This window comes from Sphingomonas turrisvirgatae, assembly GCF_001721295.1.
GTDB lineage: Bacteria > Pseudomonadota > Alphaproteobacteria > Sphingomonadales > Sphingomonadaceae > Sphingomonas > Sphingomonas turrisvirgatae.
The window spans coordinates 67375-90218 of record NZ_MDDS01000024.1; the positions used below are offsets into that span (position 1 = coordinate 67375).

Annotated in this window: 22 protein-coding genes and 1 tRNA gene; 10 read left to right on the plus strand and 13 right to left on the minus strand. The window is 65.6% G+C overall.

Going from position 1 to position 22844, the window contains the following annotated elements; translation table 11 throughout:
- Nucleotides 1-44 precede the first annotated feature (44 nt).
- The gene (locus BFL28_RS10175) at nucleotides 45-278 is read left to right on the plus strand and encodes a hypothetical protein (RefSeq protein WP_069320450.1); all 234 of its coding nucleotides are present in this window, start codon (nucleotides 45-47) and stop codon (nucleotides 276-278) included.
- A gap of 185 nt (nucleotides 279-463) precedes the next feature.
- Here the strand turns inward: BFL28_RS10175 and BFL28_RS20160 are convergent, their stop codons facing one another.
- The 6 genes from BFL28_RS20160 to BFL28_RS20935 form a co-directional block, all read right to left on the minus strand.
- Entirely contained in the window at nucleotides 464-583 is a 120-nt protein-coding gene (locus tag BFL28_RS20160) for a DUF2474 domain-containing protein (RefSeq protein ID WP_079247059.1), read from the minus strand.
- A 1-nt stretch (nucleotide 584) separates the two neighbouring features.
- On the minus strand, nucleotides 585-1592 hold the full coding sequence (cydB, locus tag BFL28_RS10180; protein WP_069320451.1) for a cytochrome d ubiquinol oxidase subunit II: 1008 nt from the start codon (nucleotides 1590-1592) through the stop codon (nucleotides 585-587).
- Entirely contained in the window at nucleotides 1589-3043 is a 1455-nt protein-coding gene (locus tag BFL28_RS10185; RefSeq protein WP_069320452.1) for a cytochrome ubiquinol oxidase subunit I, read from the minus strand. Before BFL28_RS10185 ends, cydB begins: the two co-directional genes overlap by 4 nt.
- A 150-nt stretch (nucleotides 3044-3193) precedes the next feature.
- Nucleotides 3194-3814 carry an FKBP-type peptidyl-prolyl cis-trans isomerase gene (locus tag BFL28_RS10190; RefSeq protein WP_069320453.1) on the minus strand — a complete coding sequence of 207 codons (621 nt, stop codon included), beginning with the start codon at nucleotides 3812-3814 and terminating at the stop codon, nucleotides 3194-3196.
- 96 nt (nucleotides 3815-3910) lie between these two features.
- Nucleotides 3911-4117: a 30S ribosomal protein S21 gene (gene rpsU / locus BFL28_RS10195; protein WP_010162663.1), complete on the minus strand. Its 207-nt coding sequence runs from the start codon at nucleotides 4115-4117 to the stop codon at nucleotides 3911-3913.
- Nucleotides 4118-4292: 175 nt separating this feature from the next.
- Nucleotides 4293-6449, minus strand: a complete 2157-nt coding sequence (locus BFL28_RS20935) for an Ig-like domain-containing protein (RefSeq protein WP_069320454.1) — start codon at nucleotides 6447-6449, stop codon at nucleotides 4293-4295.
- A gap of 215 nt (nucleotides 6450-6664) precedes the next feature.
- On the opposite strand from BFL28_RS20935, the gene BFL28_RS10205 reads away from it, so the two are divergent.
- Complete coding sequence (locus BFL28_RS10205; RefSeq protein WP_079247060.1) at nucleotides 6665-8146, plus strand: S41 family peptidase; 1482 nt, start codon at nucleotides 6665-6667, stop codon at nucleotides 8144-8146.
- A gap of 85 nt (nucleotides 8147-8231) precedes the next feature.
- Here the strand turns inward: BFL28_RS10205 and BFL28_RS10210 are convergent, their stop codons facing one another.
- Nucleotides 8232-8627, minus strand: a complete 396-nt coding sequence (locus BFL28_RS10210; RefSeq protein ID WP_069320456.1) for a MerR family transcriptional regulator — start codon at nucleotides 8625-8627, stop codon at nucleotides 8232-8234.
- Between the two features lie 44 nt (nucleotides 8628-8671).
- On the opposite strand from BFL28_RS10210, the gene BFL28_RS10215 reads away from it, so the two are divergent.
- From BFL28_RS10215 to purU, 5 genes are all read left to right on the plus strand, one after another.
- Nucleotides 8672-9451 (plus strand): glutaredoxin, encoded by a 780-nt coding sequence (locus BFL28_RS10215; protein WP_277621002.1) that lies wholly within the window; start codon nucleotides 8672-8674, stop codon nucleotides 9449-9451.
- A 125-nt stretch (nucleotides 9452-9576) separates the two neighbouring features.
- Nucleotides 9577-10869 (plus strand): MFS transporter, encoded by a 1293-nt coding sequence (locus BFL28_RS10220; RefSeq protein ID WP_069320458.1) that lies wholly within the window; start codon nucleotides 9577-9579, stop codon nucleotides 10867-10869.
- 44 nt (nucleotides 10870-10913) lie between these two features.
- Complete coding sequence (recJ, locus tag BFL28_RS10225) at nucleotides 10914-12671, plus strand: single-stranded-DNA-specific exonuclease RecJ (protein ID WP_069320459.1); 1758 nt, start codon at nucleotides 10914-10916, stop codon at nucleotides 12669-12671.
- 48 nt (nucleotides 12672-12719) lie between these two features.
- A tRNA-Glu gene (locus tag BFL28_RS10230) sits at nucleotides 12720-12794 on the plus strand.
- 133 nt (nucleotides 12795-12927) lie between these two features.
- A complete protein-coding gene (gene purU, locus BFL28_RS10235; RefSeq protein ID WP_069320579.1) occupies nucleotides 12928-13782 on the plus strand; it encodes a formyltetrahydrofolate deformylase in 855 nt (284 codons plus the stop codon).
- A gap of 32 nt (nucleotides 13783-13814) precedes the next feature.
- On the opposite strand, the gene BFL28_RS10240 is transcribed toward purU, so the two are convergent.
- From BFL28_RS10240 to BFL28_RS10255, 4 genes are read right to left on the minus strand one after another with little or no spacing between them, the layout of a single operon-like run.
- A complete protein-coding gene (locus tag BFL28_RS10240) occupies nucleotides 13815-14639 on the minus strand; it encodes a DODA-type extradiol aromatic ring-opening family dioxygenase (RefSeq protein WP_069320460.1) in 825 nt (274 codons plus the stop codon).
- Between the two features lies 1 nt (nucleotide 14640).
- Nucleotides 14641-14904: a hypothetical protein gene (locus BFL28_RS10245; RefSeq protein ID WP_241527288.1), complete on the minus strand. Its 264-nt coding sequence runs from the start codon at nucleotides 14902-14904 to the stop codon at nucleotides 14641-14643.
- 2 nt (nucleotides 14905-14906) lie between these two features.
- Nucleotides 14907-15767 carry an alpha/beta fold hydrolase gene (locus BFL28_RS10250; RefSeq protein WP_069320461.1) on the minus strand — a complete coding sequence of 287 codons (861 nt, stop codon included), beginning with the start codon at nucleotides 15765-15767 and terminating at the stop codon, nucleotides 14907-14909.
- Nucleotides 15764-16924, minus strand: coding sequence for a Rieske 2Fe-2S domain-containing protein (locus BFL28_RS10255; RefSeq protein WP_069320581.1), 1161 nt, complete (start codon nucleotides 16922-16924; stop codon nucleotides 15764-15766). The genes BFL28_RS10250 and BFL28_RS10255 overlap by 4 nt, the downstream gene beginning before the upstream one ends.
- A gap of 124 nt (nucleotides 16925-17048) precedes the next feature.
- Here BFL28_RS10255 and BFL28_RS10260 point away from each other — a divergent pair, with 124 nt between their 5' ends.
- Nucleotides 17049-18044, plus strand: coding sequence for a 2Fe-2S iron-sulfur cluster-binding protein (locus tag BFL28_RS10260; RefSeq protein ID WP_069320462.1), 996 nt, complete (start codon nucleotides 17049-17051; stop codon nucleotides 18042-18044).
- Here BFL28_RS10260 and BFL28_RS10265 read toward each other — a convergent pair.
- Nucleotides 18041-19006, minus strand: coding sequence for an asparaginase (locus BFL28_RS10265; RefSeq protein ID WP_069320463.1), 966 nt, complete (start codon nucleotides 19004-19006; stop codon nucleotides 18041-18043). The genes BFL28_RS10260 and BFL28_RS10265 overlap by 4 nt on opposite strands.
- On the opposite strand from BFL28_RS10265, the gene BFL28_RS10270 reads away from it, so the two are divergent.
- A complete protein-coding gene (locus tag BFL28_RS10270; RefSeq protein ID WP_241527289.1) occupies nucleotides 18969-19382 on the plus strand; it encodes a non-heme iron oxygenase ferredoxin subunit in 414 nt (137 codons plus the stop codon). The two genes, BFL28_RS10265 and BFL28_RS10270, sit on opposite strands and share 38 nt — an antisense overlap.
- Nucleotides 19383-19388: 6 nt before the next feature.
- On the opposite strand, the gene BFL28_RS10275 is transcribed toward BFL28_RS10270, so the two are convergent.
- Nucleotides 19389-21179, minus strand: a complete 1791-nt coding sequence (locus BFL28_RS10275; RefSeq protein WP_069320582.1) for a gamma-glutamyltransferase family protein — start codon at nucleotides 21177-21179, stop codon at nucleotides 19389-19391.
- Between the two features lie 170 nt (nucleotides 21180-21349).
- Between BFL28_RS10275 and BFL28_RS10280 the strand changes: the two genes are divergently transcribed.
- On the plus strand, nucleotides 21350-22834 hold the full coding sequence (locus BFL28_RS10280; RefSeq protein ID WP_069320583.1) for a tannase/feruloyl esterase family alpha/beta hydrolase: 1485 nt from the start codon (nucleotides 21350-21352) through the stop codon (nucleotides 22832-22834).
- Nucleotides 22835-22844 lie beyond the last annotated feature (10 nt).

Genomic DNA, 22844 nt, shown 5'->3' on the forward strand with positions numbered 1-22844 from the left:
GAACCGCCTGATCGATCAGGTGACTGAAAAAAGGGAGTGAATTGATGCGTTTGGCAAAGATTGCGACGGCAGTGGCAGCATGCTCGCTGGCAGTGTCCCCGGCTCTGGCCTCTTCGGCGTCGAAGCTCTCGCTTTCGAACGCCCCGCGTGCGGCAACCCAGGTGGGTGAGTCGAACGAGCAGGCTGGTGGCTTCATCATCCCGCTGCTCGCCGTTGCTGCGATTGCGCTGGGTATCGTGGTTGCCGTTGACGGCGACAACGAGGCCGACAGCAACTAAATTTGCTGTAAGCTGAAGAGTTAGAGGCGGTGATCTTCGGATCGCCGCCTTTTTCTTTGCCTTCAGTTATTGATGCCCTGTGCCGGGCGGCAGGGTATGCCGCGGAGGCCGCCTGATAGGCAGCGCTCAGCAAGTCGCGCGGCGAGTTACTTCCGACGACTTGCTTCAAGGGGCGACGGAAACGGCTAAGGCCGCAACCACCATCGAATGCCATAAGCGACCATGCCCAGCATCGCCACGCTCGCGCACCAGATCGCGATCAGCCAGGCAAAGCGCTGCCACCAAGGCGTGGGCGGCTCGGCCACCTCAATGATATCCTTCAGTTCCCACCTTGCCGCGGAAGACCCAATAGGACCAGGCGGTATAGGCGAGGATCACCGGGATCAGGATGCCGGCGCCGATCAGCATGAAGCCCTGGCTTGCCGACGGGGCCGCAGCGTCGAGGATGGTGACGCTGGGCGGGATGACATAGGGCCAGATGCTGATGCCGAGCCCGATGAAACCCATCAGGAAAAGGCCCAGCGCCAGGAAGAACGGCCGCGCCTCGCGCCGCTTCTTGAGCGAACGATAAAAGGCGAAGGCAATGATCGCGGTGAGCAACGGCACTTGCGCGGTCAACAGCACCTGCGGATAATCCAGCCACCGCTCCCAATAGCCGTGTGACAGGAACGGCGTCGCAGCGCTGACAGCGGCAATGGCGGCAAGCGTGCCGAGGCCAAACCAGCCGGCCAGCCGATAGGCATGGTCCTGCCCCCGCCTGTCGGTTTTCCAGATCAGCCAGGTCGCGCCGAGCAGTGCATAGCCCGCAACGACACTGATCCCCGTCAGCAGCGTGAAGGGGGTGAGCCAGTCGAGCCAACCGCCAGCATAGGCGCGATCGGCGACCTTGATCCCCTGCAATAGCGCGCCCAGGATGATTCCCTGCGATAGCGCAGCCATGAACGAGCCGGCGGTGAAGGCGAAATCCCACCAGCGACGGTGGCCGGGATCGCGCCAGCGAAACTCGAATGCGACGCCGCGGAAGACCAGCGCCAGCAACATGGCGATGATCGGCGGATAGAGCGCAGGCAGGACGATCGCATAGGCGAGCGGGAACGCCGCGAACAGGCCGCCGCCGCCTAGCACAAGCCAAGTCTCGTTCCCGTCCCACACCGGCGCGATCGAGTTCATCGCCTTGTCGCGCTCCTCGCCGACCTCGAACGCCGGGAACAGGATGCCGATCCCCAGGTCGAACCCATCCATGACGACATAGGCAAAGACGGCAAACGCGATCAAAAACGCCCAGATCGTAGCGAGCGTCAGGTCCGGGGTCATCGGCGCAGCTCCGGATCGTCATTACGGTCGTCATCCGGCACCTTGTCATCCTCCGGCCCCTTTTGCGCCGGACCAGGCGTGATGCCCGCGGTGCGGATCGGGGCTGCGTCGGTCATCTCCGGCTCGTGCGGCTGAGCACCCTTCTGCATGAGCTTGAGGATATACCAGGTGCCAAAGCCGAACACGGCAAAATAGACGATGACGAAGGCGGTCAAAGACGCGCCTACCGCCGGCGCGGCAAGCGGCGAGGCACTGTCGACGGTGCGCAGGAGGTTGTACACAGTGAACGGCTGACGACCGACCTCGGTCGTGACCCAGCCGGCGATCACCGCGACGAATCCTGAAGGTCCCATCACGATCGCGGCACAGTGCAGCCAGCGCCAGTCGTAAAGCTTGCCACGCGCGCGAGCGAACAGGCTGAACAGGCCCAGGGCGAGCATCAGCATGCCGAGGCCGACCATGATGCGGAACGACCAGAAGACGATGCCCACCGGCGGCTCGTCGCGATCGGGGATGGTGTCGAGCCCGGCAAGCGGCGCGTTGAGGTCGTGCTTCAAGATCAGCGACGAAGCTTTCGGCACCTCGATGGCATAATCGACCCGCTTTTCCGCCGAGTTGGGGATGCCGAACAGGATCAACGGCGCGCCGTTCGGGTGGCTGTCGAAATGCCCTTCCATCGCCATGACTTTTTGCGGCTGATGCTCGAGCGTGTTGAGTCCGTGGAGGTCGCCGACGAAGATCTGGATCGGCGCAACGATCGCGGCCATCCACATCGCCATGCTGAACATCTTGCGCGCATGCGCGTCGGTTCGGTCCTTGAGCAGATGCCAGGCACCGACCGCACCCACGACCAGCGAGGTGGTGAGATATGCCGCAATGACGGTGTGGACCAGCCGATAAGGGAAGCTGGGGTTGAAGACGATGTCGATCCATGGCGCGGCGGGCACGAACTGGCCGGCGGCGTTGAGCGCATAGCCGACCGGCGTCTGCATCCAGCTGTTGACGCTCAAGATCCAGAAGGCCGAGATGAAGGTGCCGATCGCCACCATGCAGGTCGCGGCGAAGTGCAGGCCCTTGCCCACCTTCTTCATCCCGAACAGCATGACGCCGAGGAAGCCGGCCTCAAGGAAGAAGGCGGTCAGCACTTCATAGGCCATCAGGGGGCCGAGGATCGGTCCGGTCTTGTCGGAGAAGACCGACCAGTTGGTGCCGAATTGATAGGACATGACGATGCCCGACACGACGCCCATCGCGAAGGCGACGGCGAAGATCTTCACCCAGTAGCGAAACAGGTCGAGATACAGCTCGCGGCCGGTCTTCAGCCACAGCCCCTCGAGCACCATCAGGTAGCTGGCCAGCCCGATCGAGAAGGCCGGGAAGATGAAATGGAAGCTGACCGTGAACGCGAACTGGATTCGCGCCAGGACAATGGGATCGAACGCGTCGAACACTTTTGGCTCCGTGGGGCGATGGCCCCTCGGACGTGCCTAGTGCGCTTTTTGCAATCGGCGGGCAAGTGCACTTGGCGCAATCCGGCTTGCGGTCAGTTCCCGGAAAGCTGGCCGGCGGCTATCACCGCCGTGGCCAGCACCTTACGCAGATCAGTCGCCCTTCGGCTGCCCGGGCTGAGCACCCGGCGGCGGACCGCCCGGGGCGCCGCCCATCTGCTGCTGCTGCATCATCTGCTGATAGACGCTCATCGGCACGAATTCGAGCAGGCTGACCTCGAAGACCAGCAGCGAATTGGCCGGGATCACCTCACGGCCCTGCGGGTCGCGCTTGGCTTCGGCACCATAGCCGAGCTCGGGCTTGATCCAGATGCGGTACTTGCCGCCCTTCTTCATCAGCTTGAGCGCTTCGGTGAAGCCGGGGATCATGCCCGCGACGGGCAGCGGCGTCGGCTGCTGGCTCGCGTCGAACTGCGTGCCGTCGCGCAGCGTGCCCTTGTACATCACCAGCGCGACGTCGCTGTCGGTCGGGCTGGCGCCCTGCCCTTCCTGCAGCACTTCATACTGCAGGCCGGACGCGGTTTCGACCACGCCGGACTGGCCCTTGTTCCAGGCCAGGTACGACTCGTTGGTGCCCTTTTCCGCGACGACGCGGGCGGTGCCGAACCAGGCGAGGGCGATCGCGGCGGCGACCGCCACGATAACGCCCACCCAGAGCCAGACGAGATAGCTGCGCTTGGTCGGTGCAATCGGCACGGCGGTCACGGACGACATCGATCAGCTATCCCGAAAGTCCGCGAGCCAGGCGCGGCAGAACATCACAAAGGTTGCCCACTCGCGCACCGGCGCGAGCGGCAAATCCAACAAGCCTTAACGAGCGCCGTCGCGCTCCATGCGCTTGCGCTCGAGCTTGCGGGCGCGGCGCACGGCGGCGGCACGCTCGCGAGCGCGCTTTTCGCTCGGCTTCTCATAGTGACGGCGCAACTTCATCTCGCGATACACGCCCTCACGCTGCAGCTTCTTCTTGAGCGCGCGAAGGGCTTGGTCGACGTTATTGTCGCGAACGATGATTTGCATAAGTCCGTCTCAACTCCGAATCAGATCAATAGCGATTGGGTCGCCGAAGCATCTGCCCCGGGCGTTGGGACGCGCCCCTAACAGGGCGAGTCCGAAAAGACAAGGCGATCGGAGCGATCCGCCCGTTGGAAGGCCCGACCCGTGGCTTCCCCGCCACAGGCCGGGCCGTTGCCGGTTACTTGCTCCCGGTGACCGTTGTCCTGCCCGAACAGCGGGTGTTGCCGGGCCCGACATAGCTCCAGGTCGATCCGCCGTTCAGCTGCGTGCTGTTGGGAATGTTGACCGTCAGCGATTCGGTGGTCTGGCCAGGACCGTCGTCAAAAGTACCGCTGGCCTGCGCACGCAGGCCGTTTGGATCGTCCTTGCTGGCCATGGTGAAGCTCAGCGGAACCCCGTCATAGGTTGCGTTGTACTGGGTATCGCTAACCTTCGAAACCAGCACGGAAACCGTCTTGTCCTCGTTCGGACACAGGCCGGCTTGCGACTGGCTGAGCGTTTCCGAGACGATCCGCACCGACCAGGTCCCTTCGAACTGGCGATTGATGGTCAGCAGAACCGTCGCCGTGCGCGAAACGCCATCTGCGTTGCGTGCGCGATACTGAATCTCGTCCTTGCCGAATGCCTGGCCGTTCGGCGTGTAGCTGAGCAAACCGCTCGGACTGATGGTCGCGGCCCCCTTGGTTGGCGCCTTGACGATCTCGATGCTGTCGGCACCGCGTACCTGGAGCTGGGAGGTGATCGCCTTGCCCTGAATCAGCGTGACGGCGGCGTCCTCGGCGCCCGGCAGCGCGACGACGAGTTGACCGGACAAGGGGATCGACATCGTGCCGGCCGTGAGCGTGAAGTTGAACGGGACGTTGTCGGAGGGGGGATCGCCGACATAGGAGAAGGTGAGCGTGATCGTATCGCCCGAACCGCTCTTGACGCCTACGACATTGCCGTTGGAAACGGCGCCGAGCGAAACTTCCGACGAAGGCACCTTTCGCGTCGTCTCGGTGACACCGGTTTGCAGTGCGCGTGCGAGCGCGTCGGGCACGAAGGGCAGGCTGGCCGCGAGATCAGCCAACTCCTTCATGCCGCCACCGAAGGAAGCCGTAGTGGACGGGTCCATGCGGCGCTTTTCAATCAGATTGAAGCTTTTCGATTTCTTGTTGTTGAACCCATAGACGGGGGCGACGGCCAGCGCTTCAACGAAGCTGTTGCGCGCGGCAGCATTGTCGAGAAGCTGTTGCAGGGTACTGTCCTGCGGATCTGGATCGCGAAGGCACTCCGTGACGACATTGCCCACGGAATCCCTGAGCGCGGCAAACCTGTTCAGCGCGACGAGATAGATGGCCAGCCCGCCAATCTTGGTGATCGTCGGCTCCGGGGAGAGGATGAGCGCTAGCCCGGCCCCGCCGAGAACGATCACGGCACCCTTGTTGAGCAGATACCTCGTCACCGCCTGCGTACAGGCCGGACCGTTGAACTGTGCCTGGATTGCCGCCGAAGGACTCCCGGTGCCCAAATTGACTTGGAGCATCGCGGCCAGTTGGCCGAGTTCAGCGGCGCTCATCGTGTCGACCCTCGCGACGGTATTGCTCAGGTCCGTGCGATAGCCCGCGAAGATGTTGCGCTGCCCCGCCGACATGGCTGCGCCTTCCCGTGATATCAGGGAATCGACGACGGCAATTGCTTCGTTCAGGCGCGCGACGACGACGGCCTTCGGGTCGGCCACCGCTGGCGCAGCAGCGATGTTCACCGAATAGCTGTAGCGCCTTGCCCCAACTTGGAAGTCGAGCAGATGCGTACCAGCCGGCATGTCGGCAGGGACGAGGAACGTGAGCGCGCTCGCCGAACCACGACGCAGCGTGATGTCGCGCGTACCCAGCTTGCCGGTGTAGCTGGTCGCCGCAAGCGGGAGATTGGTGACGGTAAACGCGCCCAACTGCCCCTGTGCCAGCGTCGAGCCGCTGAGCGATGTCACCGACGCCACGGTCGCCTTGACCGTGATCGTGGTCGTCGCCGTGCCCTTGTTACCCGCCTTGTCGGTCGCAGTGCCGGTGCAGGTGATGGTGGTGTCGGCGGCCACGGCCGTCGTGACCAGCAGGTTGCCGGTCAGCGTGCCGGCCGTGCAGCTCAGCGTCGGCGTGACCGAGCCGTCCACGGTGTCGGTGGCGGTAGCGGTGATCGCCACGGTCTCGCCGCCTTCGATGCTGGCCGACGACGGCGTGACCGTCACCGCCGGCGGGGTCGTGTCGGCCGTGCTGACCATCCCCGGTGCGTCGCTGCCGCCCGAACAACTTGCCGCAAGCATGCTGACACCCGCCAGCAACGTGATTTTACGAACCATTGCGCCCTCCCCTTCTCGAAGCGAAAGGAAGCCTTTCGAACAGGGATGCGCGTGCGTCATACCCCGTCAGGGGGATGCAGCGAAAAAGTCCGAGGGTGATCGTGCGCGTCGCCCCGGCCCGAAACCGACGCCAGACAGCAACGGTTAAGCTGATGAAATCATAAGAGAGTTTTGCGGCTGGCTACTCCGCCTTTCTGCGTTAGGATCGCCCCACCATGTCCCGATTCCGTTCGCGCTCAACTCGCCTCATCGCCGCGGTCGCAACACTAGGCCTGCTGTCCGCCTGTGGCGGCGGCGGCGGTTCGGGAACCGTAACCACCGGTGGTGGCGGCACCGCCGCCGCGCCGACACCGGCGCCCTCCCCCACCGCGACCGGCACCTGTTCGCTTGCCGCGCGGCAGAACTGGGTGCAGGCGCAAATGAACGAGTGGTATCTGTTCCCCGAGACGCTGCCGGCAAACATCAACCCGGCAAGCTATAGCGACGTGCCATCGTTCATCGACGCGCTGACCGCGACCGCGCGCTCGCAGCGCAAGGACCGCTATTTCACTTACATCACCTCGATCGCCGAGGAGAATGCCTATTATAATTCGGGATCGAGCGCCGGTTATGGCGTGCGGTTCGCGATCGACGGCGCGGCGCGGCGTCTGTTCGTGAGCGAAGCGTTCGAAGGCGCGCCCGCCTTGGCCGCCGGGATCGACCGCGGGACCGAGATCCTGGCGATCGGCACCAGTGCCTCGACCCTGCGCAACGTCGGCGACATCCTGGCGAGCGAAGGCAGCGCCGGGATCACCAATGCGTTGGGTCCGTCGAACGTCGGCGTCACGCGCACGCTGCGTATCGGCGATGCGACGGGCACGCGAAACGTCACGATAACCAAGGCCGAGTTCGAGCTGACGCCGGTATCGTCACGCTATGGTGCGAAGGTGATCGACGATGGCGGACGCAAGGTCGGGTACATCAACCTGCGCACCTTCATCAACACGGCCGAGACGCCGCTGCGCAACGCCTTTGCCAGTTTTAAGTCGCAGGGCGTCAGTCAGGTGATCGTCGACCTGCGCTATAATGGCGGCGGGCTGGTCTCGATCGCGGACCTGATGAACAACCTGATGGGCGCGGACAAGACAAGCTCGACGGTCGCCAACTATGTCAGCTTCCGCCCGTCCAAGGCATCGAACAACGAGACGGTCTATTTCGCGCCGCAGCCGCAATCGATCGCGCCGACGCGAGTCGCGTTCATCGGCACAAGCGGATCGGCATCGGCGAGCGAGTTGGTGATGAACACCTTCATCCCCTATCTGGGCAATCGCGCCGCGCTGGTCGGCACCAACACCTATGGCAAGCCGGTCGGGCAGATCGCTCGCGACAATGCGGCGTGCGACGACCGGCTGCGCGTGATCGCCTTTGCGCTGGAGAATGCGAACCGCCAGGGCGCCTATTATGATGGACTGGCCCCGTTCATGGGCGCGACGTGCCAGGCGGCAGACGATGTGACCCGGCCGCTGGGCGATCCGGCGGAAGCGTCGACCCGGGCGGCGCTCGACTTCCTGGCGGGGCGAAGCTGTGGCGCGACGATTGCGGAAGGCGGCACGGGACCATCGGCGCAATCGAGCGAGATCAAGCTGCAGCGCGAGCTGGAGTTGCTGACGCCGATGCGGCCGACGACGCCGCAGCGCGAGGTGCCGGGGCTGTTCTGATCGGCGCAGTCCTGCCGGATCGGACGTCGGGGCGTTCAGGCGGATGGCTGCCCCGCAGGTGCCCGGCAGCGGAAAGTTCGTCCGATCAGTCGCGCTCCTCGAACGCGGTGAGGATCGGACATGCGCCCGTCACGTCCTTCGCGCATGCGTCGGCAAGCCGGATCAGCGAAGCGCGGGAAGCTTGCAATTCGGCAATGCGAGCGTCGAGCGCCGCGATCCTCGAACGAGCCATGGCACGTGCCCGCGTGCGATCGTCAATGGCATCAAGGCCAAGCAATTCGCCGACCTCCGCAAGGGTGAACCCTGCCGCCTGCGCATGGCGGATGAAGCGCAGGCGTCGCACATCGCTCTCGCCATAGGTACGAAAGCCGCCGCTCGGCCGGTCGGGCCGCGTGAGCAAGCCGCGCCGCTGATAATAGCGCACCGTTTCCACGCCGACGCCCGCAGCCTCGGCCAGCCTGGCGATCGTCATCCTCGACATCGGCGCTTGACTCCGGACCATGGTACGGACGCTATATGGGGCGGATGCAGGCGTTGCCAAATAGGAGCATCACCGTGTCCGACCGTCCGATCGCTATCCTTTACCGCATGGTCATGCCGGAGCATGTCTGCCCTTACGGGGTAAAGGCGCTCGACCTGCTCAAGCGCAAGGGCTTCCAGGTCGAGGATTATCATCTTCGCACCCGCGCCGAGACCGACGCGTTCAAGGACGAGCATGGCGTCAAAACGACGCCGCAAGTGTTCATCGGCGGCCAGCGCATCGGCGGCTATGACGATCTGCGCCGCCATTTCCGCATGCGCGTCGCCGAGCCGGGCAGCACCAGCTATCGGCCCGTCATCGCGCTGTTCGCGATGACCGCGCTTCTCGCGCTGGCGGCCAGCCATGCGGCGTTCGGCTCCCCCTTCACGGCGCATGCGCTGCAGTGGTTCGGCGGGTTCAGCATGGCGGTGCTCGCGCTGCTCAAGCTGCAGGATGTCGAGAAGTTCTCGACCATGTTCCTGAATTACGACCTGCTTGCCAAGCGATGGGTGCGCTATGGCTATATTTATCCCTTTGCCGAAGGGGTGGCCGGCATCCTGATGGTCGCTGGCGCGCTGAACTGGCTTTCGGTCCCCATCGCGCTGTTCATCGGCACGGTCGGCGCGGTGTCGGTATTCAACGCCGTCTATGTCGAGAAGCGCGAGCTGAAATGCGCGTGCGTCGGTGGCTCGTCGAACGTGCCACTCGGCTTTGTGTCGCTGACCGAAAATCTCGGCATGATTGCGATGGCGCTCTGGATGCTCACCAGCGCCGGCCGCATGTGACAAGACGATCTGGCATAGCCTTGTGCCCGCGGGTGCGGCGCGGCAGAGATGTCGCACGGCGGATCGCGGACATCGCCTGTGGAACGACGTACCGCGCCGCCAACGCTGGATGACGAGGGATTTGGATGACGGGGACGACCGAGACGCTGGCCACCCGCGATCGCCTCAAATCCATCCTAGGCGGGTCGGCAGGCAATCTGGTCGAATGGTATGACTGGTATGCCTATGCCGCCTTCACCCTCTATTTCGCGCCGCATTTCTTTCCCGAGGGCGATCGCACCACGCAGCTGCTGAACACTGCCGCGGTATTCGCGGTCGGGTTCCTGATGCGCCCGATCGGCGGGTGGCTGATGGGCGTCTATGCCGATCGCCACGGGCGCAAGGCGGGGTTGACGCTGTCGGTATCGCTGATGTGCGCGGGGTCGCTGCTGATCGCGATAACGCCTGGATACGAGACGATCGGCTGGGTGGCGCCCGCGCTCCTCGTATTCGCGCGGTTGCTGCAGGGGTTGTCGATCGGCGGCGAATATGGCGCGAGCGCGACGTACCTGTCGGAAATGGCCGGGAAGAAGCGGCGCGGTTTCTTTTCCAGCTTTCAATATGTGACGCTGATTTCCGGGCAACTGATCGCGCTCGCCGTGCTGCTGGTGCTGCAGGCGGTGCTGAGCGAGGCCGCGCTGGAGGCGTGGGGCTGGCGCATCCCGTTCTTCATCGGCGGGGCGTTGGCGGTGATCGTGTTCTGGCTGCGGCGGGGCCTTGCGGAAACGCAGAGCTTTCACAATGCCAAGGCCGAAGGGCGCAAGACCGGCGCGCTGGCGCTGCTGCGCGAACATCCCCGGGCGTTCCTGCTGGTGATGGCGCTGACCGCCGGGGGCACGCTCGCCTTCTATGCCTATTCGATTTACCTCCAGAAATTCCTGGTCAACACCTCGGGCTTCGACCGCCAAACCGCATCGCAGATCAATGCTGCGGCGCTGTTCGTGTTCATGTGCATCCAGCCCGTCGCCGGCGCGCTGTCCGACCGCGTCGGGCGCAAGCCGCTGATGGTCGGGTTCGGGGTGCTGGGCGTGCTCTGCACCTATCCGATCTTCTCGGCGCTGGCGGTGGTGGAAAGCGCATGGGCAGCGTTCGCGCTGATGCTGGGGGCGCTGGTGATCGTCACCGGCTATACCTCGATCAACGCGGTGGTGAAGGCCGAGCTGTTCCCCGCGCATATCCGCACACTGGGTGTCGCCCTGCCCTATGCGCTGGCCAATGCGCTGTTCGGCGGGACGGCGGAATATGTGGCGTTGTGGTTCAAAAATGCCGGATGGGAGCAAGGCTTCTACTGGTATGTGACGGCGATGATCGGGGTATCGCTGGTGGTGTATCTGAGGATGCGCGACACGCGGGATCATTCGCTGATCGCAGAGGATTGAGGGCTGCGATTTCACTCCGTGGTGATCCGCGCTAAAGGCACCTGATGAACCCCGTCCTCAACGTGCATTCCTCGATCCTTGGCCAACCCTGGCGGTGGCGCGGGCTGGCGGCGGACGCGCGCGATCCGGGGTTTGCGCCGGACGACCTGGTGACTCAGCTGCTGCTGACGCGCGGCTGCGAGCGCGAGGCGCTCGAGGCGCATCGCAGCCCCAGCATCCGCGCATTCATGCCCGACCCGTCGATCTTCCGCGACATGGACCGCGCGGCCGAGCGGCTGGCCGATGCGGTCCAGCGCGGTGAGGCGGTGACGATATTTGGCGATTATGACGTGGATGGCGCGACGTCGGCAGCGTTGCTGATCCGGCTGCTGCGCGATCTGGGCCTGACGCCGCGTGCGTATATCCCCGATCGGCTGATGGAGGGCTATGGCCCCTCGGGCGAGGCGCTGGTGCGGCTGAAGCGCGAGGGCGCGGACCTGATCGTCACGGTCGATTGCGGGGCAATGGCCTTCGACGCGCTGGCGGAAGCCAAGGCGGCGGGGGCCGAGGTGATCGTGGTCGATCATCACAAATGCGCCTCGCAGCTTCCGCAAGCGCTGGCGCTGGTGAACCCCAACCGGCTGGACGAAGACGAGGGCGCGCGCGAGCATGGGCATCTGGCCGCGGTCGGCGTCGCCTGGCTGCTTGGTGCGGCGCTGGTGCGAGTCCTGCGCGGGCGGGGGTTCTTCACCGGGCGGGCCGAGCCGCGATTGCTCGACCTGCTCGACATCGTCGCATTGGGCACGGTGGCGGACGTGGCGCAGCTGAAAGGGCTCAACCGCGCGTTCGTGGCGCAGGGGCTGAAGGTCATGGCGCAGCGGCGCAACATCGGCATGAACGCGCTGATCGAAGCCTCGCGCCTGACTCGGGCGCCGACCTGCACCGATCTTGGCTTTGCGCTGGGGCCGCGCATCAATGCCGGCGGTCGCGTGGGCAAATCGGATTTGGGGGTGCGGCTGCTGACCACCGAGGATGCCGACGAGGCGCGGGCGATTGCCGAAGAGCTCGATCGGCTGAACGAAGAACGCCGCGAGATCGAAGCCGAGGTGCAGGCGGCAGCGGAAATCATGCCGAGCGAAGGCGCCGTTGCAGTGGTCGCGGCGCGCGGCTGGCACCCCGGCGTGATCGGCATCGTCGCGGGGCGCCTCAAGGAAAAGCTTGGCCGACCGGCAATCGTCATCGCGATCGGCGAGGACGGGATCGGCAAGGGATCGGGCCGCTCGATCGCCGGGGTGGACCTGGGCGCGGCAATCATCGCGGCCAAGGAAGCCGGACTGCTGATCGCCGGCGGCGGCCATGCGATGGCGGCGGGCGTCACTGTGGACGAGGCGTCGATCGGCGACTTTGCCGCGTTCCTGAACGCCAAGCTCGCCGATGGCGTCGAGCGGTCGGCGGGGACGCGCGCGCTGCTGCTCGATGCGGTGCTGGCGCCGCGCGGGATCAACCCCGAACTGGTCGACGCGATGGAGGCCGGCGGCCCCTATGGCATGGGCTGGCCAGCGCCGCGCGTCGCGGCAGGGCCGGTGCGGATGATCAAGTGCGACGTCGTCGGCAACGGCCATGTCCGTGCGATCGTCGCGGGCGAGGACGGGCGCAGCATCAAATGCGTCGCCTTCCGCGCCGCCGACACGCCGCTCGGCCAGGCGTTGCTCGGCGCGCCGCGCAACCGCAAGCTGTGGGTGGCGGGGCGCGCCAAGATCGATGATTGGGGCGCGCGGCCGGCAGCGGAGATTCACATCGAAGATGCCGCCTGGGCCGATTGACGCTTGACCAATTGCGTCACGTTGCCTAGTGCGCGCCCTCGCCTTCATGGCCCCTTCGTCTAGCGGTTAGGACGCGGCCCTTTCACGGCTGAAACACGGGTTCGATTCCCGTAGGGGTCACCAAACTCGCCGAAAACGGCGGATGCGGCGGTTTTCCAGCCTTTCAGAGCCAGGTGGGACACCTGACCATATTTCGGCGTGGCGCCGATTGCCCAGCGGTCGTTCTCGCCGGGTGGTGCCGCAAAAGGGGGAATGGATGACGGATTTCGTGCTGCGCCTGCAATGCAACGATCGGCCCGGCCTGGTGGCCAGGGTCGCCGGCTTTCTGGCCGAGCGCGGCTGCAACATCGACGACGCACAACAGTTCAACGACGCTTCGAACGAGCGCTTCTTCATGCGCGTCGCCTTCAGCGCGCGCGAGGGCAGCACGCTAGACGAACTTCGCGAAGGGTTCGCGCCGATTGGTGACAGTACGGACATGACCTGGTCGCTCAAGGACCAGGCCACGCGCAGCAAGGTCGTGCTGATGGTGTCCAAATGGGACCACTGCCTGGGCGACCTGCTGTATCGCAACGTCCTTGGCGAACTGCCGATGGAGGTGGTGGCGATCGTGTCGAACCACCCCCGCTCTGCGCTGCATACGTCGTGGATCGGCAACATTCCCTACCACCATTTCCCGATCACCCGGGATAGCAAGGCCGCGCAGGAAGCGCAGGTCAAGCAGGTGGTCAGCGACACAGGCGCCGACCTGGTCGTGCTGGCCCGCTACATGCAGATCCTGTCGGACGATCTTGCAAGCTTTCTGGCCGGGCGCTGCATCAACATCCATCACAGCTTCCTCCCCGGCTTCAAGGGTTCCAAACCCTATCACCAAGCGCATGAGCGCGGCGTGAAGATGATCGGCGCGACGGCCCATTACGTCACCGCCGATCTCGACGAGGGGCCGATCATCCATCAGGACGTGGAAGCCGTGAGCCATTCGGACACGCCCGACGATCTGGTCCGCAAGGGCCGCGACATCGAGCGTCGCGTCCTGGCCGAGGCCGTGCGGCTTCACCTTCTCGACCGGGTGTTCCTCAATGGCGCGCGGACGGTGGTGTTCCGGGGCTGAACCCTGGCGACACCCCCAACCCCGGCGCGATCTCAGCTGATGGCTGCGTCCGGCAGCCGCAATTCCATGCCAGCCATGCCCGTCGCCCAGCTGGGCATGGCTTCGTAGAAGATAGTTTCGCCCCGCGCGCCGGGCACTGCGGCGGCGACGACGATCCAGGCGTTGACTTCCAGCCCGCCATTACCGGCAATGTCGAGGATGTTCGCATTGTCGCGCGCGGCCAGCGCATCGATATCGCCAGCGGCCATGTCGGCGAGGAACGCCTGGTCCCACGGCTCGACCACGGTCCCCTCCTGCGGCATGCCGACCCAGTGAGACAATCCTCCGCCGGCAAGCAGCACGACGCGCACGTCATCGGCCAGCGCTGCAACATAGGCAGCGATCGTCTCGCCCATCCGCCGGCAGTCGGCCGGCGACGGATCGGGATAGAAGACGGTGTTCACGTAAAGCGGCGCCGCAGGAATGCGGCGGTCGGGGTCGACGATGCCGAGCGGGATCATCACGCCATGGTCAGGCGCAAGCGGCGCAGCCTCGGCAATGTCGATCCCCTGCTCCGCCGCGAAGCGGCGCAAGCCACTGGCGAAATCGCCTGCGCCGGGGATCGGATCACGCGGCAGGCCCATGTCGCCGAGCGGCACGAATTCCTCCGCCGTGCCGACCGCGAACGGCGCCGGCGCGGTCAGGGTGAAGTTGTTCAAGTGATCGCTGGTGACGATCAGGATCAGAGTCGGATCGAGCGCTCGGATGCGGCGGCCGATTTCGCGCATTCCCTGGAACACGCGCTCGGCCTGATCCTCGACGCCATCGGGGGCGCCGAGTTGATGCGACATGGCGAATGCGCCGACGATTCTGCCCATGCTATCTCCGGTCGAAAAAGTGGCTCATTGCGAAGAAGGGCAAGGTCGGCCGGCCCGACCAGATCAACCACTTAATCACGTAATTGCCATGGATACCGAGGTGCGAGAGCTCGTCGCGGCTGCCCGAACGCAGCACCTCCCGCGCGTCCGGCGCTATACCGAAGCGGTCGAACAGCGCGTCGGGGTCGCTTTTCACCAGTGCGCGCTCGTCGGGATGGCGCACGAGATGCTCGATCATGGCCGTCACGCCCGCTGGCGCGCTCACGCTCACGCCGCCTTCAAGAAACGATTGACCGCGCCGCAGAAATCATCGGTCGCCTCGATCATTGCCCAGTGGCCGCAATGCGGGACGATATAGCCCCAGCTGTTCGGCAGCAGTTCGAGGAACCGATAGGCGCGCGGGAGGATCGATACGCCGTCCTCCTTGCCGTTCACCACGAGCACTGGATGGGTGATCGTGCGCACGGCATCCTCGGGGTAGTTGAGCGTGCCCTTGCGCGTCTCGCCATTGATCGCGGCGAGTGCGGCCTGCGAGGCGGGATCGTCGACCAGATCGAAGCGATATTTCACCATCTCGTCGCTGGGCACGAAGCCCGGTGCGGTCAGCCCGCCGATGACGCGGCGCATGCCGTCCATGGTGAAGTCGTACTGGAGATTGTGCATGAGCTGCGGCGAGGGCTTTTCCGGGATCGGCAATCCGGCGCTGCCCATCAGGACGATGCGGTCGAACAGTTCGGGCCGCTCGATCGCCACGCCGATCGCGGTGGCGCCCCCCATCGAATTGCCGACGATGTGCACGCCGGACAGCCCCATCGCATCGAGGAAGTCGATGAGGTGCCGATTGCGACCGGGCTGGTCGTAGACATAGCTGTCCGGTGACGGCTTGTCGGTCTTGCCGAAGCCGATCATGTCAGGCGCGATCACGCGGAAATGCGGCGCGAAATGCGCGAAACAGTCCTGCCAGTTGCCCCAGCTGTCCGCCCCCGCACCGCCGCCGTGGAGCAGGATCAGGACCGGGGCGCCAACCTTGTGAAGCGCGGCCTCCCAATAATGGGTGCGGACGCCGCCGGCGTCGATGAAGTTCGACGTGATGCTCATCTTGCCCCCGGTCATCTGGTCCGCGCTCATCGTAGATCACTCTTTTGCTGGATGCCACGGCCGTGGCGGCTGGCCAGGCGACGCCATTGCAGGATCGTCTCGTCCGGTTCGCACAGCATTTCGTCGACCCAGCCGAAATCGTCGGCATAGAAAGGTTCGGTCACTTCGCGCGCCCAGATGTCGTCGCCGTTGAACCCATCGAGGCCGTGCGGCTTCCAGATCGCCTCGAAATCGTTGGCGAAGGTGATGCGGTCGGCTTCGCTCTCGACCGGCTTGCCGATCGTCTGGACATAAAGGTGCGTGCTCTCGTCCAGCGGCACATACCATTCATATTGCGTGAGGCCGACGGTCGGGAAGCTTTCGACCATCAATACGCCGGGCAGCCAGACCGAAGTGCCGACCGAGGCCGAGGTGCCCGAGACCTTTTCCGAACGCGGGCCGCTCACCACAACTTCGCCGTCGATGACACCGTCCCACACCGCGTCATGCTGCGCGAAATCGTCCATCACACCCTTGGGGCCGTCCGCGTCCTCGACCAGCTGCACCGCGCCGGGCTTGGGCGTGTGGCCGATCGGGAAGTTGAACGTGCGGTAATGCCGCAGCGTCGTATCCTTGTGGATGAAGATGTGCAGTGCGTCGAAGCCGTTCTCCGCGCCCAGCCGCCAGTTCGAATTCACGACCCGATGCTTGCCCAGTACCATGCGATTTTCGTCGAGGAAGCCCGGCGGCACGTCGTTCTTGAGCGGATGGACCTGATCCTCATCGCCCAGGAACACGAAGATGAGGCCCTGCGCTTCCTCGACCGGATAGGTGACGATCTTGCGCCGGCCGATCAGGCGGCTGTCGGGGACGGCAAGGATGTTGACGAGCTCGCCGGTCTGGAAGCGATAGGTATAGCCGTGATACCAGCAGGTGATCGTGTCCTTGGTATAGCAATCGGGCTTGCGCGACAGCGGCACCCCGCGATGCAGGCAGCGGTCGCGCATCGCATAAACCTTGCCCTCGATCCGCTTGATCAGCAGCTTTTCGCCGAGCAGCTGCACGACCTCGAGCTGCCCCTCCCCCAGCTCCTTGGAAAATCGCACTGGATACCAATGGTTGCGGAAGCCCAGCTTGGCTTCGACATAGCCTTTCCAGTCCCCGACCATGCCCACGACCTCAGGGTTGACCAGCGGCTCTTCGTTCATCGTCATTCCCTTTTCTGGCCATGGCAAACAGCGTCAGCTGCTTGATTTCACGCCATGGCTTCCCCTGAATCTGATATGATTGTATGACAAAGTTTTAGCGGGTTTGTCGAGGGGGAGTTTGCAGATGTTTCGTGCCAGCCTGCATTTTCAGGATGGGGGAACCGTGACGATCGATGTCGCGCCGGGGCAGACCGTGGTCGAGGCGGCGCTGGAGGCCGATGCGCCGCTGCGGTCGGATTGCATGAGCGGCGATTGCGGGTCGTGCATTGCGCGGTGCAGCGCCGGCACGCTTGCGCTTGACCCGATGACGACGCCGATCGTGAGCGAGGACGAGCGCGACGAAGGCATCTATCCCACCTGCCTGACACGGCTGACCTCGGACGCGCGGTTCGAACTGCCTTATCCACTCGCCAGCGCGCCGGATGCCCCGGGACGGCACCGCGCCGCGCTGGTGCGAATCGACCGGCTGGCGAAGAACGTGTCGCGCCTCGTGATGCGGCTCGACGATCCGGAGGGCTTTCGTTTCCAGCCCGGCCAGTATCTGCGCCTGCGGCCGCCGGGCCTGCGCGTTGCGCGGCCCTTTTCGATCGCGTCGGCGCCGGGCGACCTGCCGGAGCTGGAACTGCTGATCCGGCATTTACCAGGCGGCCAGGTCAGCGGCTGGCTAGAGAGCGAGGCGGCCGCGGCCGGGGCACCGCTGACGTTGCAGGGTCCGCTCGGCGGCTTCGCGCTGGATGATCGTGCGTCGCGGGCAGTGTTCGTGGCCGGCGGCACGGGGCTTGCGCCAATGCTGTCGATCATCCGCGCCCATGCCGGCCGCTTGCCGATGCTGCTATGCTTTGGCTGCACCCGGCCCGAGGAATTGTTCCTGCATGACGAACTGGAGCAGATCGCCGCCGACATGCCGGATCTGGAGGTGTGGATCGCCCTGATGGAAGGCGCGTCGGGCAATGTGCGTGCCGGCACTGCGGTCGCGCTGCTCGCCGACGATCCCGTCGCCGACACCAGCTATCACCTGTGCGGCCCGCCAGCGATGGTCGAGGCCGCGCGCGAGGTGCTGCGCGCACGCGGCGTGCCGTCGGCGCTCATCCGGGCGGAACGGTTCGCGGTGGGGATCTAGGCCGCAAGCCAGCCGCGCACGCGTGCTTCGGCAGTGGCGGCGTCGGCGCCACCGGCGAGGGCCACGGCAAACAACAGGCGCAGCTTGCGCGCGCTCAGATCCTCGGCACCGATTGCGCCGACATCGGCAAGCGCCGCGCCGGAGGCATAGCTGGGCGCGGTGCCGCCGCCCAGGCAGCTGGTCGCGATGCCGACCAGCACCCCGCCCGCGCGAGCTTTGGCAATCGCCGGGAGCAGCTGACCGGGGACATTGCCGCGCCCGAACCCCTCGACCACCAGGCCGCGCACGCCACTCGCCATCAGCGCCTCGATCAGCGCTGGCCTGCTACCCATGCCGAGCGCCGCAATCTCCACCGCCGGTTCGGGGTCGACCAGTGCGAAGGCGGGCGCGCGCCGCGGCGTGGCGGTGAAGCGCACGCCATGATCGTCGGCGCGGCCGATCGTGCTGCCGTGCGGGCCGAACGCCTCGGGGCCGCTGCTGTCGAGCTTGCGCGCGCTGCGTGCCGGCAGGATGCGGCCGCCGAACACGATCGCGGCGCCGATCCCACGTGCGCTCGGATGGCGCGCGACCGCCACGGCATCGTGCAGATTGGCCGGGCCATCGCAGCCGGGCACCGACGCCGCCCGCTGCGCCCCGGTGAACAGCACCGGCGCGTCACCGCCATGAAACAGGTCGGCGAGGAAGCAGACGTCCTCCATCGTGTCGGTGCCGTGGGTCACCACCACCCCCTGCGCCCCGCCTGCCACGGCATCGGCGATCTCACGTACAATGCCGATCGCGTCGGCAAAGCGCATATCTTCGCTGAGGCCGCTATAGGCATGGCGCTCCACCACGCCCACCCGCAGCTCAGGCGCCAAAATGTCGCGCAGCCCGGCCGCGCCTTCACGCGCCACCAGCACGCCGCGCGCATCGGGGAGCGAGGCGATGGTTCCGCCGGCATCGATCAAAACAACACTGGACATGCGCAGCCCTTCACGCCATTCTTTGTATGACAGTCATACAATACAGATAGGTTCAATGTCGACGCTGATGCCGGGAAAGATCGCCCTTTGCCAAGCCGATTCGCTCGAACCCGGGCAGATGACGCGTTTCGAGCCGGCCGGCATGGATCCGCTGCTGCTGATCAATGACGGCGGCACGTTCCGGCTGATCGAGGATGATTGCACCCACGCCATTGCTTCGCTTGCCGAGGGGCGGCTTGAAGGGCAGACGATCTTCTGCCCGCTGCACGGCGGCAGTTTCGACATCGTGACCGGCAAAGCGAAGAGCCTGCCGTGCAAGCATCCGCTGCGCACCTTTACCGTCGCGGTCGATGACGGGGTCGTTTACCTCGCCTGACCGGCGTTATCTGCCCACCGCATAGGCCTGCATCAGCCGCGGCGTCGCGGCGGCATGCAGCACGCCATCGGCATCGCGCTCGGCCATGGTGAGCCGCCCGGCCGACCATGCCGGCGCGACGCGCACGTCGTGGCCGCGCGCCTTCAAGCCCTCGATCATTGCTTCGCCATAGGCTTCCTCGATCACCGCGACGTTCGGCATCGCCTCACGCGGGTAGAAGGACGATGGGAAGTGGACGCTGTGGAACAGCGGCAGGTCGAGCGCGGCCTGAAGCTTCATCCCGCCCAGGATGCGGCGCAGCAGCAGGACCAACTGCCACTGGTCCTGCTGATCGCCGCCCGGCGTGCCGCAGACCAGCGCGGGCCGCCCCTCGCGCAGGGCAAGCGTCGGCGTCAGCGTGGTGCGCGGGCGCTTGCCGGGCGCGAGTGTGGTGGGCAGCCCGGGCGCGAGGCTGAACATCTGCGCGCGGGTATTGAGCGCGAAGCCAAGGTCGGGAATCGTCGGCGAGGATTGCGGCCAGCCGCCCGAGGGCGTGGCGCTGACCATGTTGCCGTGCCGGTCGATCACGTCGATATGAACGGTGTCGCCCGGCTTCAGTGTCGCCTTGAGGTGGATCATCGTCGGCTCGCCGATGCCGATCCCCGCTGCCTCGCTCCCAGCGACGCGGGTGTCGGCAAGCACGGCGGCGACTTGCGCTTCGAAACCGGGCACCACTCCCGGCCGCTGGCCGGCGTCGGCACGATCGCCGATCAGCGCGGCTCGCGATCGGGCGTAATCGGCGGACAGCAGCGTATCGATCGGCACGTCGACAAAGGCCGGGTCGCCATAATAGGCCTCGCGGTCCGCATAAGCGAGCTTCACCGCCTCGATCACCAGATGCACCCAGGCCTGGCTCTCCGGCTCTAAATCGGCGATGCCGGCAGCATCGAGCAGCGCCAGCGCCTGCAACAGCACCGGCCCCTGCCCCCAGCTTTGCGTCTTGCAGATCGTCCAGCCATGGAAGTCGGCGGTGACCGGTGCCTCGTAACTGGCCGACCAGTTCGCCATGTCATGCCCGGTGAGCAGCGCGGGATGACGCGATCCGCTCGAATCCATCATCTCGTTTCGGCCGAACCGGTCGATCGCCTCGGCCACGAAGCCGCTGCGCCACGCTTCGCGTGCGCGGTCGATCTGCGCCGTGCGCGTACCGTGCGTGCCCGCTTCCGCCAGGATGCGGCGCCATGTGCCGGCGAGCACCGGATTGCGGAACAGCTTGCCCGCGACCGGCGGCTCGCCACCGGGCAGCCAGATATCCGCGCCGGTCGACCATTCGGTGCGCAGCGCATCGGCGACATCGGCGATCGCGCACGACGCGCCGGGCAGCAGCGGGTGCCCGTCCTCCAGATAGTGGATCGCGGGGGCCATGACGTCCGCCAGGTTCATCGTGCCGTGATCGCGCAGCAGGGTCAGCCACGCGTCGAACGCGCCGGGCACCACCGCCGCGACCAGCCCCGACCCCGGCACGGCGTCGAGCTCCATCGTCGCGAAACGGTCGAGCGTCGCGGCGGCGGGGGCGACGCCCTGCCCGCATAGCACATGCGGGCCGCTCGCTTCCGCAGTGTGGAACAGGATCGGCACCTCGCCCGCCGGGCCGCACAGATGCGGTTCGACCACCGACAGCATGAAGCCGCCCGCGACCGCTGCGTCGAACGCATTGCCGCCGCGCTCGAGCATGCCCATCGCGACCTGACTGACGATCCAGTGGGTCGAGGCGGCGACGCCGAACGTGCCGCTGATTTCGGGTCGAGTCGTGAACATGGCGGCCCCTCTCTTGCCTTTGGCGCAGTTCTGTATGACGATCATACGAAATCGATCAACTGTAATGAAGGGGGATACGCATGAAGCCGCACGCTTTATGGCTGACAGCGCTCACGCTTTTGACGGCTGCCTGGCCGGCAACTGCTCAGCCGCGGGCCGCAATCGATGCGATGACCGCGGCAAGGATCGAGTGCACGGCGCTGAGCGGCATCGACTTCTCGCACGATAGCGAGGCGCCAGCTTCGATCACCAGCGCAAAGCTGCTGCCCGCGACCGCAACCACCGACGAAGTTTGCGCGGTAACCGGCTATGTCCAGCCGCAGGTGCAGTTCGAAGTGCGGCTGCCGACGAAGCGCTGGAACGGCCGCTATTTCCAGATCGGTTGTGGCGGCTTTTGCGGCTTTGTGAACATCAATGGCTGCGGCGACATGCTGGCGAAGGATTATGTCGTCGCCGCCAACAACCTTGGCCATGTCGGCGATGTCCTGAAGGAGCCGCTCTGGGGTTCAAGCTTGGATGCGCGGCGTGATTATGGCGCGCGCGGCACGCATGTCACCGCGCTGATAGCCAAGCGGCTGATCGCGGCATTTTATGGCACAAAGCCGGCATTCAGCTATTTTCGTGGCTGCTCGACCGGCGGGCGCGAGGGGCTGATGCTGGCGCAGCATTTCCCGGAGGATTTCGACGGCATCGTCGCGGGCGACCCGGCATTCGCAGGACGTTTGGGCGCGATTGCCAATGTGTGGGCGGCGCAGAAGCTGTTCCGGCGGGGCAATGTGCCGGTGTTCGACAAGGCGGCGCTCGACCTGCTTCACGCTCGCACGATCGCGGCGTGCGATGCGATCGATGGCGTCAAGGACGGCATCATCGACGACCCCCGCAGGTGCCGGTTCGATCCTGCCGTGCTGCAATGCCCCGCATCGGGTGGCGCAGCCTGCCTCACTGCCGAACAGGTCGCCGCCGCCAGGGCGGTTTATGACGGCCCGCGCAACAGCGCCGGCATGCGCCTCTATCCCGGCGGGATGATGCCGGGCAGCGAGGGCGCCTGGGGCGGCGCCGACACCTGGTCGTTGCCAGAAGGATCCTTGCGCTACCTGATGTTCGCCGATCAGCGGCCGAATTTCGCCTATCATGATTTCGACTGGGACCGCGATCTTGACGCGGTGAAGGCTCAGGTCGCGCTCTACGATCCTGTCGCGCCGGATGCCGCGCCGGACTTGACCGCGTTCCACGCGCGCGGCGGGCGGCTGATCCTGTATCACGGCTGGTCGGACCAGGGTGTTACCCCGCTCGGCTCACTCGACTATTATTCGCAAGTCGCAGCGCGCCAGGGCGGCATGGCAAAGATCCGCGAGTGGTTCCGCCTGTTCATGGTGCCCGGCATGTTCCACTGCCGCGGCGGCAACGCGCCGAACAGCTTCGACTTCATGCCGGCGATCGCCGCCTGGGTCGAACAGGGCACAGCGCCCGACGGCATCGTGGCGACGCAGCGCGAAGGCGAACGCGTGATCCGCACGCGGCCGCTTTACGCCTATCCGGCAACGGCGAAATATGATGGCAAAGGCGACGTGAACGTGTCGGCGAGCTGGCGGCTTGCGATGCCCAAAGCGATGCCGGACGATCGTATCGACTGGATCTGGGGACCGAAGCGCTGACTTAAAAAGG

Bases quoted from the DNA above. Each gene is read 5' to 3' on its own strand.
- BFL28_RS10175 (WP_069320450.1), top strand. From the start codon at position 45: ATGCGTTTGGCAAAGATTGCGACGGCAGTGGCAGCATGCTCGCTGGCA.
- cydB (WP_069320451.1), bottom strand. From the start codon at position 1,592: ATGACCCCGGACCTGACGCTCGCTACGATCTGGGCGTTTTTGATCGCG.
- BFL28_RS10190 (WP_069320453.1), bottom strand. From the start codon at position 3,814: ATGTCGTCCGTGACCGCCGTGCCGATTGCACCGACCAAGCGCAGCTAT.
- rpsU (WP_010162663.1), bottom strand. From the start codon at position 4,117: ATGCAAATCATCGTTCGCGACAATAACGTCGACCAAGCCCTTCGCGCG.
- BFL28_RS20935 (WP_069320454.1), bottom strand. From the start codon at position 6,449: ATGGTTCGTAAAATCACGTTGCTGGCGGGTGTCAGCATGCTTGCGGCA.
- BFL28_RS10205 (WP_079247060.1), top strand. From the start codon at position 6,665: ATGTCCCGATTCCGTTCGCGCTCAACTCGCCTCATCGCCGCGGTCGCA.
- BFL28_RS10210 (WP_069320456.1), bottom strand. From the start codon at position 8,627: ATGTCGAGGATGACGATCGCCAGGCTGGCCGAGGCTGCGGGCGTCGGC.
- BFL28_RS10215 (WP_277621002.1), top strand. From the start codon at position 8,672: ATGCAGGCGTTGCCAAATAGGAGCATCACCGTGTCCGACCGTCCGATC.
- BFL28_RS10220 (WP_069320458.1), top strand. From the start codon at position 9,577: ATGACGGGGACGACCGAGACGCTGGCCACCCGCGATCGCCTCAAATCC.
- recJ (WP_069320459.1), top strand. From the start codon at position 10,914: ATGAACCCCGTCCTCAACGTGCATTCCTCGATCCTTGGCCAACCCTGG.
- purU (WP_069320579.1), top strand. From the start codon at position 12,928: ATGACGGATTTCGTGCTGCGCCTGCAATGCAACGATCGGCCCGGCCTG.
- BFL28_RS10240 (WP_069320460.1), bottom strand. From the start codon at position 14,639: ATGGGCAGAATCGTCGGCGCATTCGCCATGTCGCATCAACTCGGCGCC.
- BFL28_RS10250 (WP_069320461.1), bottom strand. From the start codon at position 15,767: ATGAGCGCGGACCAGATGACCGGGGGCAAGATGAGCATCACGTCGAAC.
- BFL28_RS10255 (WP_069320581.1), bottom strand. From the start codon at position 16,924: ATGAACGAAGAGCCGCTGGTCAACCCTGAGGTCGTGGGCATGGTCGGG.
- BFL28_RS10260 (WP_069320462.1), top strand. From the start codon at position 17,049: ATGTTTCGTGCCAGCCTGCATTTTCAGGATGGGGGAACCGTGACGATC.
- BFL28_RS10270 (WP_241527289.1), top strand. From the start codon at position 18,969: ATGGTTCCGCCGGCATCGATCAAAACAACACTGGACATGCGCAGCCCT.
- BFL28_RS10265 (WP_069320463.1), bottom strand. From the start codon at position 19,006: ATGTCCAGTGTTGTTTTGATCGATGCCGGCGGAACCATCGCCTCGCTC.
- BFL28_RS10275 (WP_069320582.1), bottom strand. From the start codon at position 21,179: ATGTTCACGACTCGACCCGAAATCAGCGGCACGTTCGGCGTCGCCGCC.
- BFL28_RS10280 (WP_069320583.1), top strand. From the start codon at position 21,350: ATGACCGCGGCAAGGATCGAGTGCACGGCGCTGAGCGGCATCGACTTC.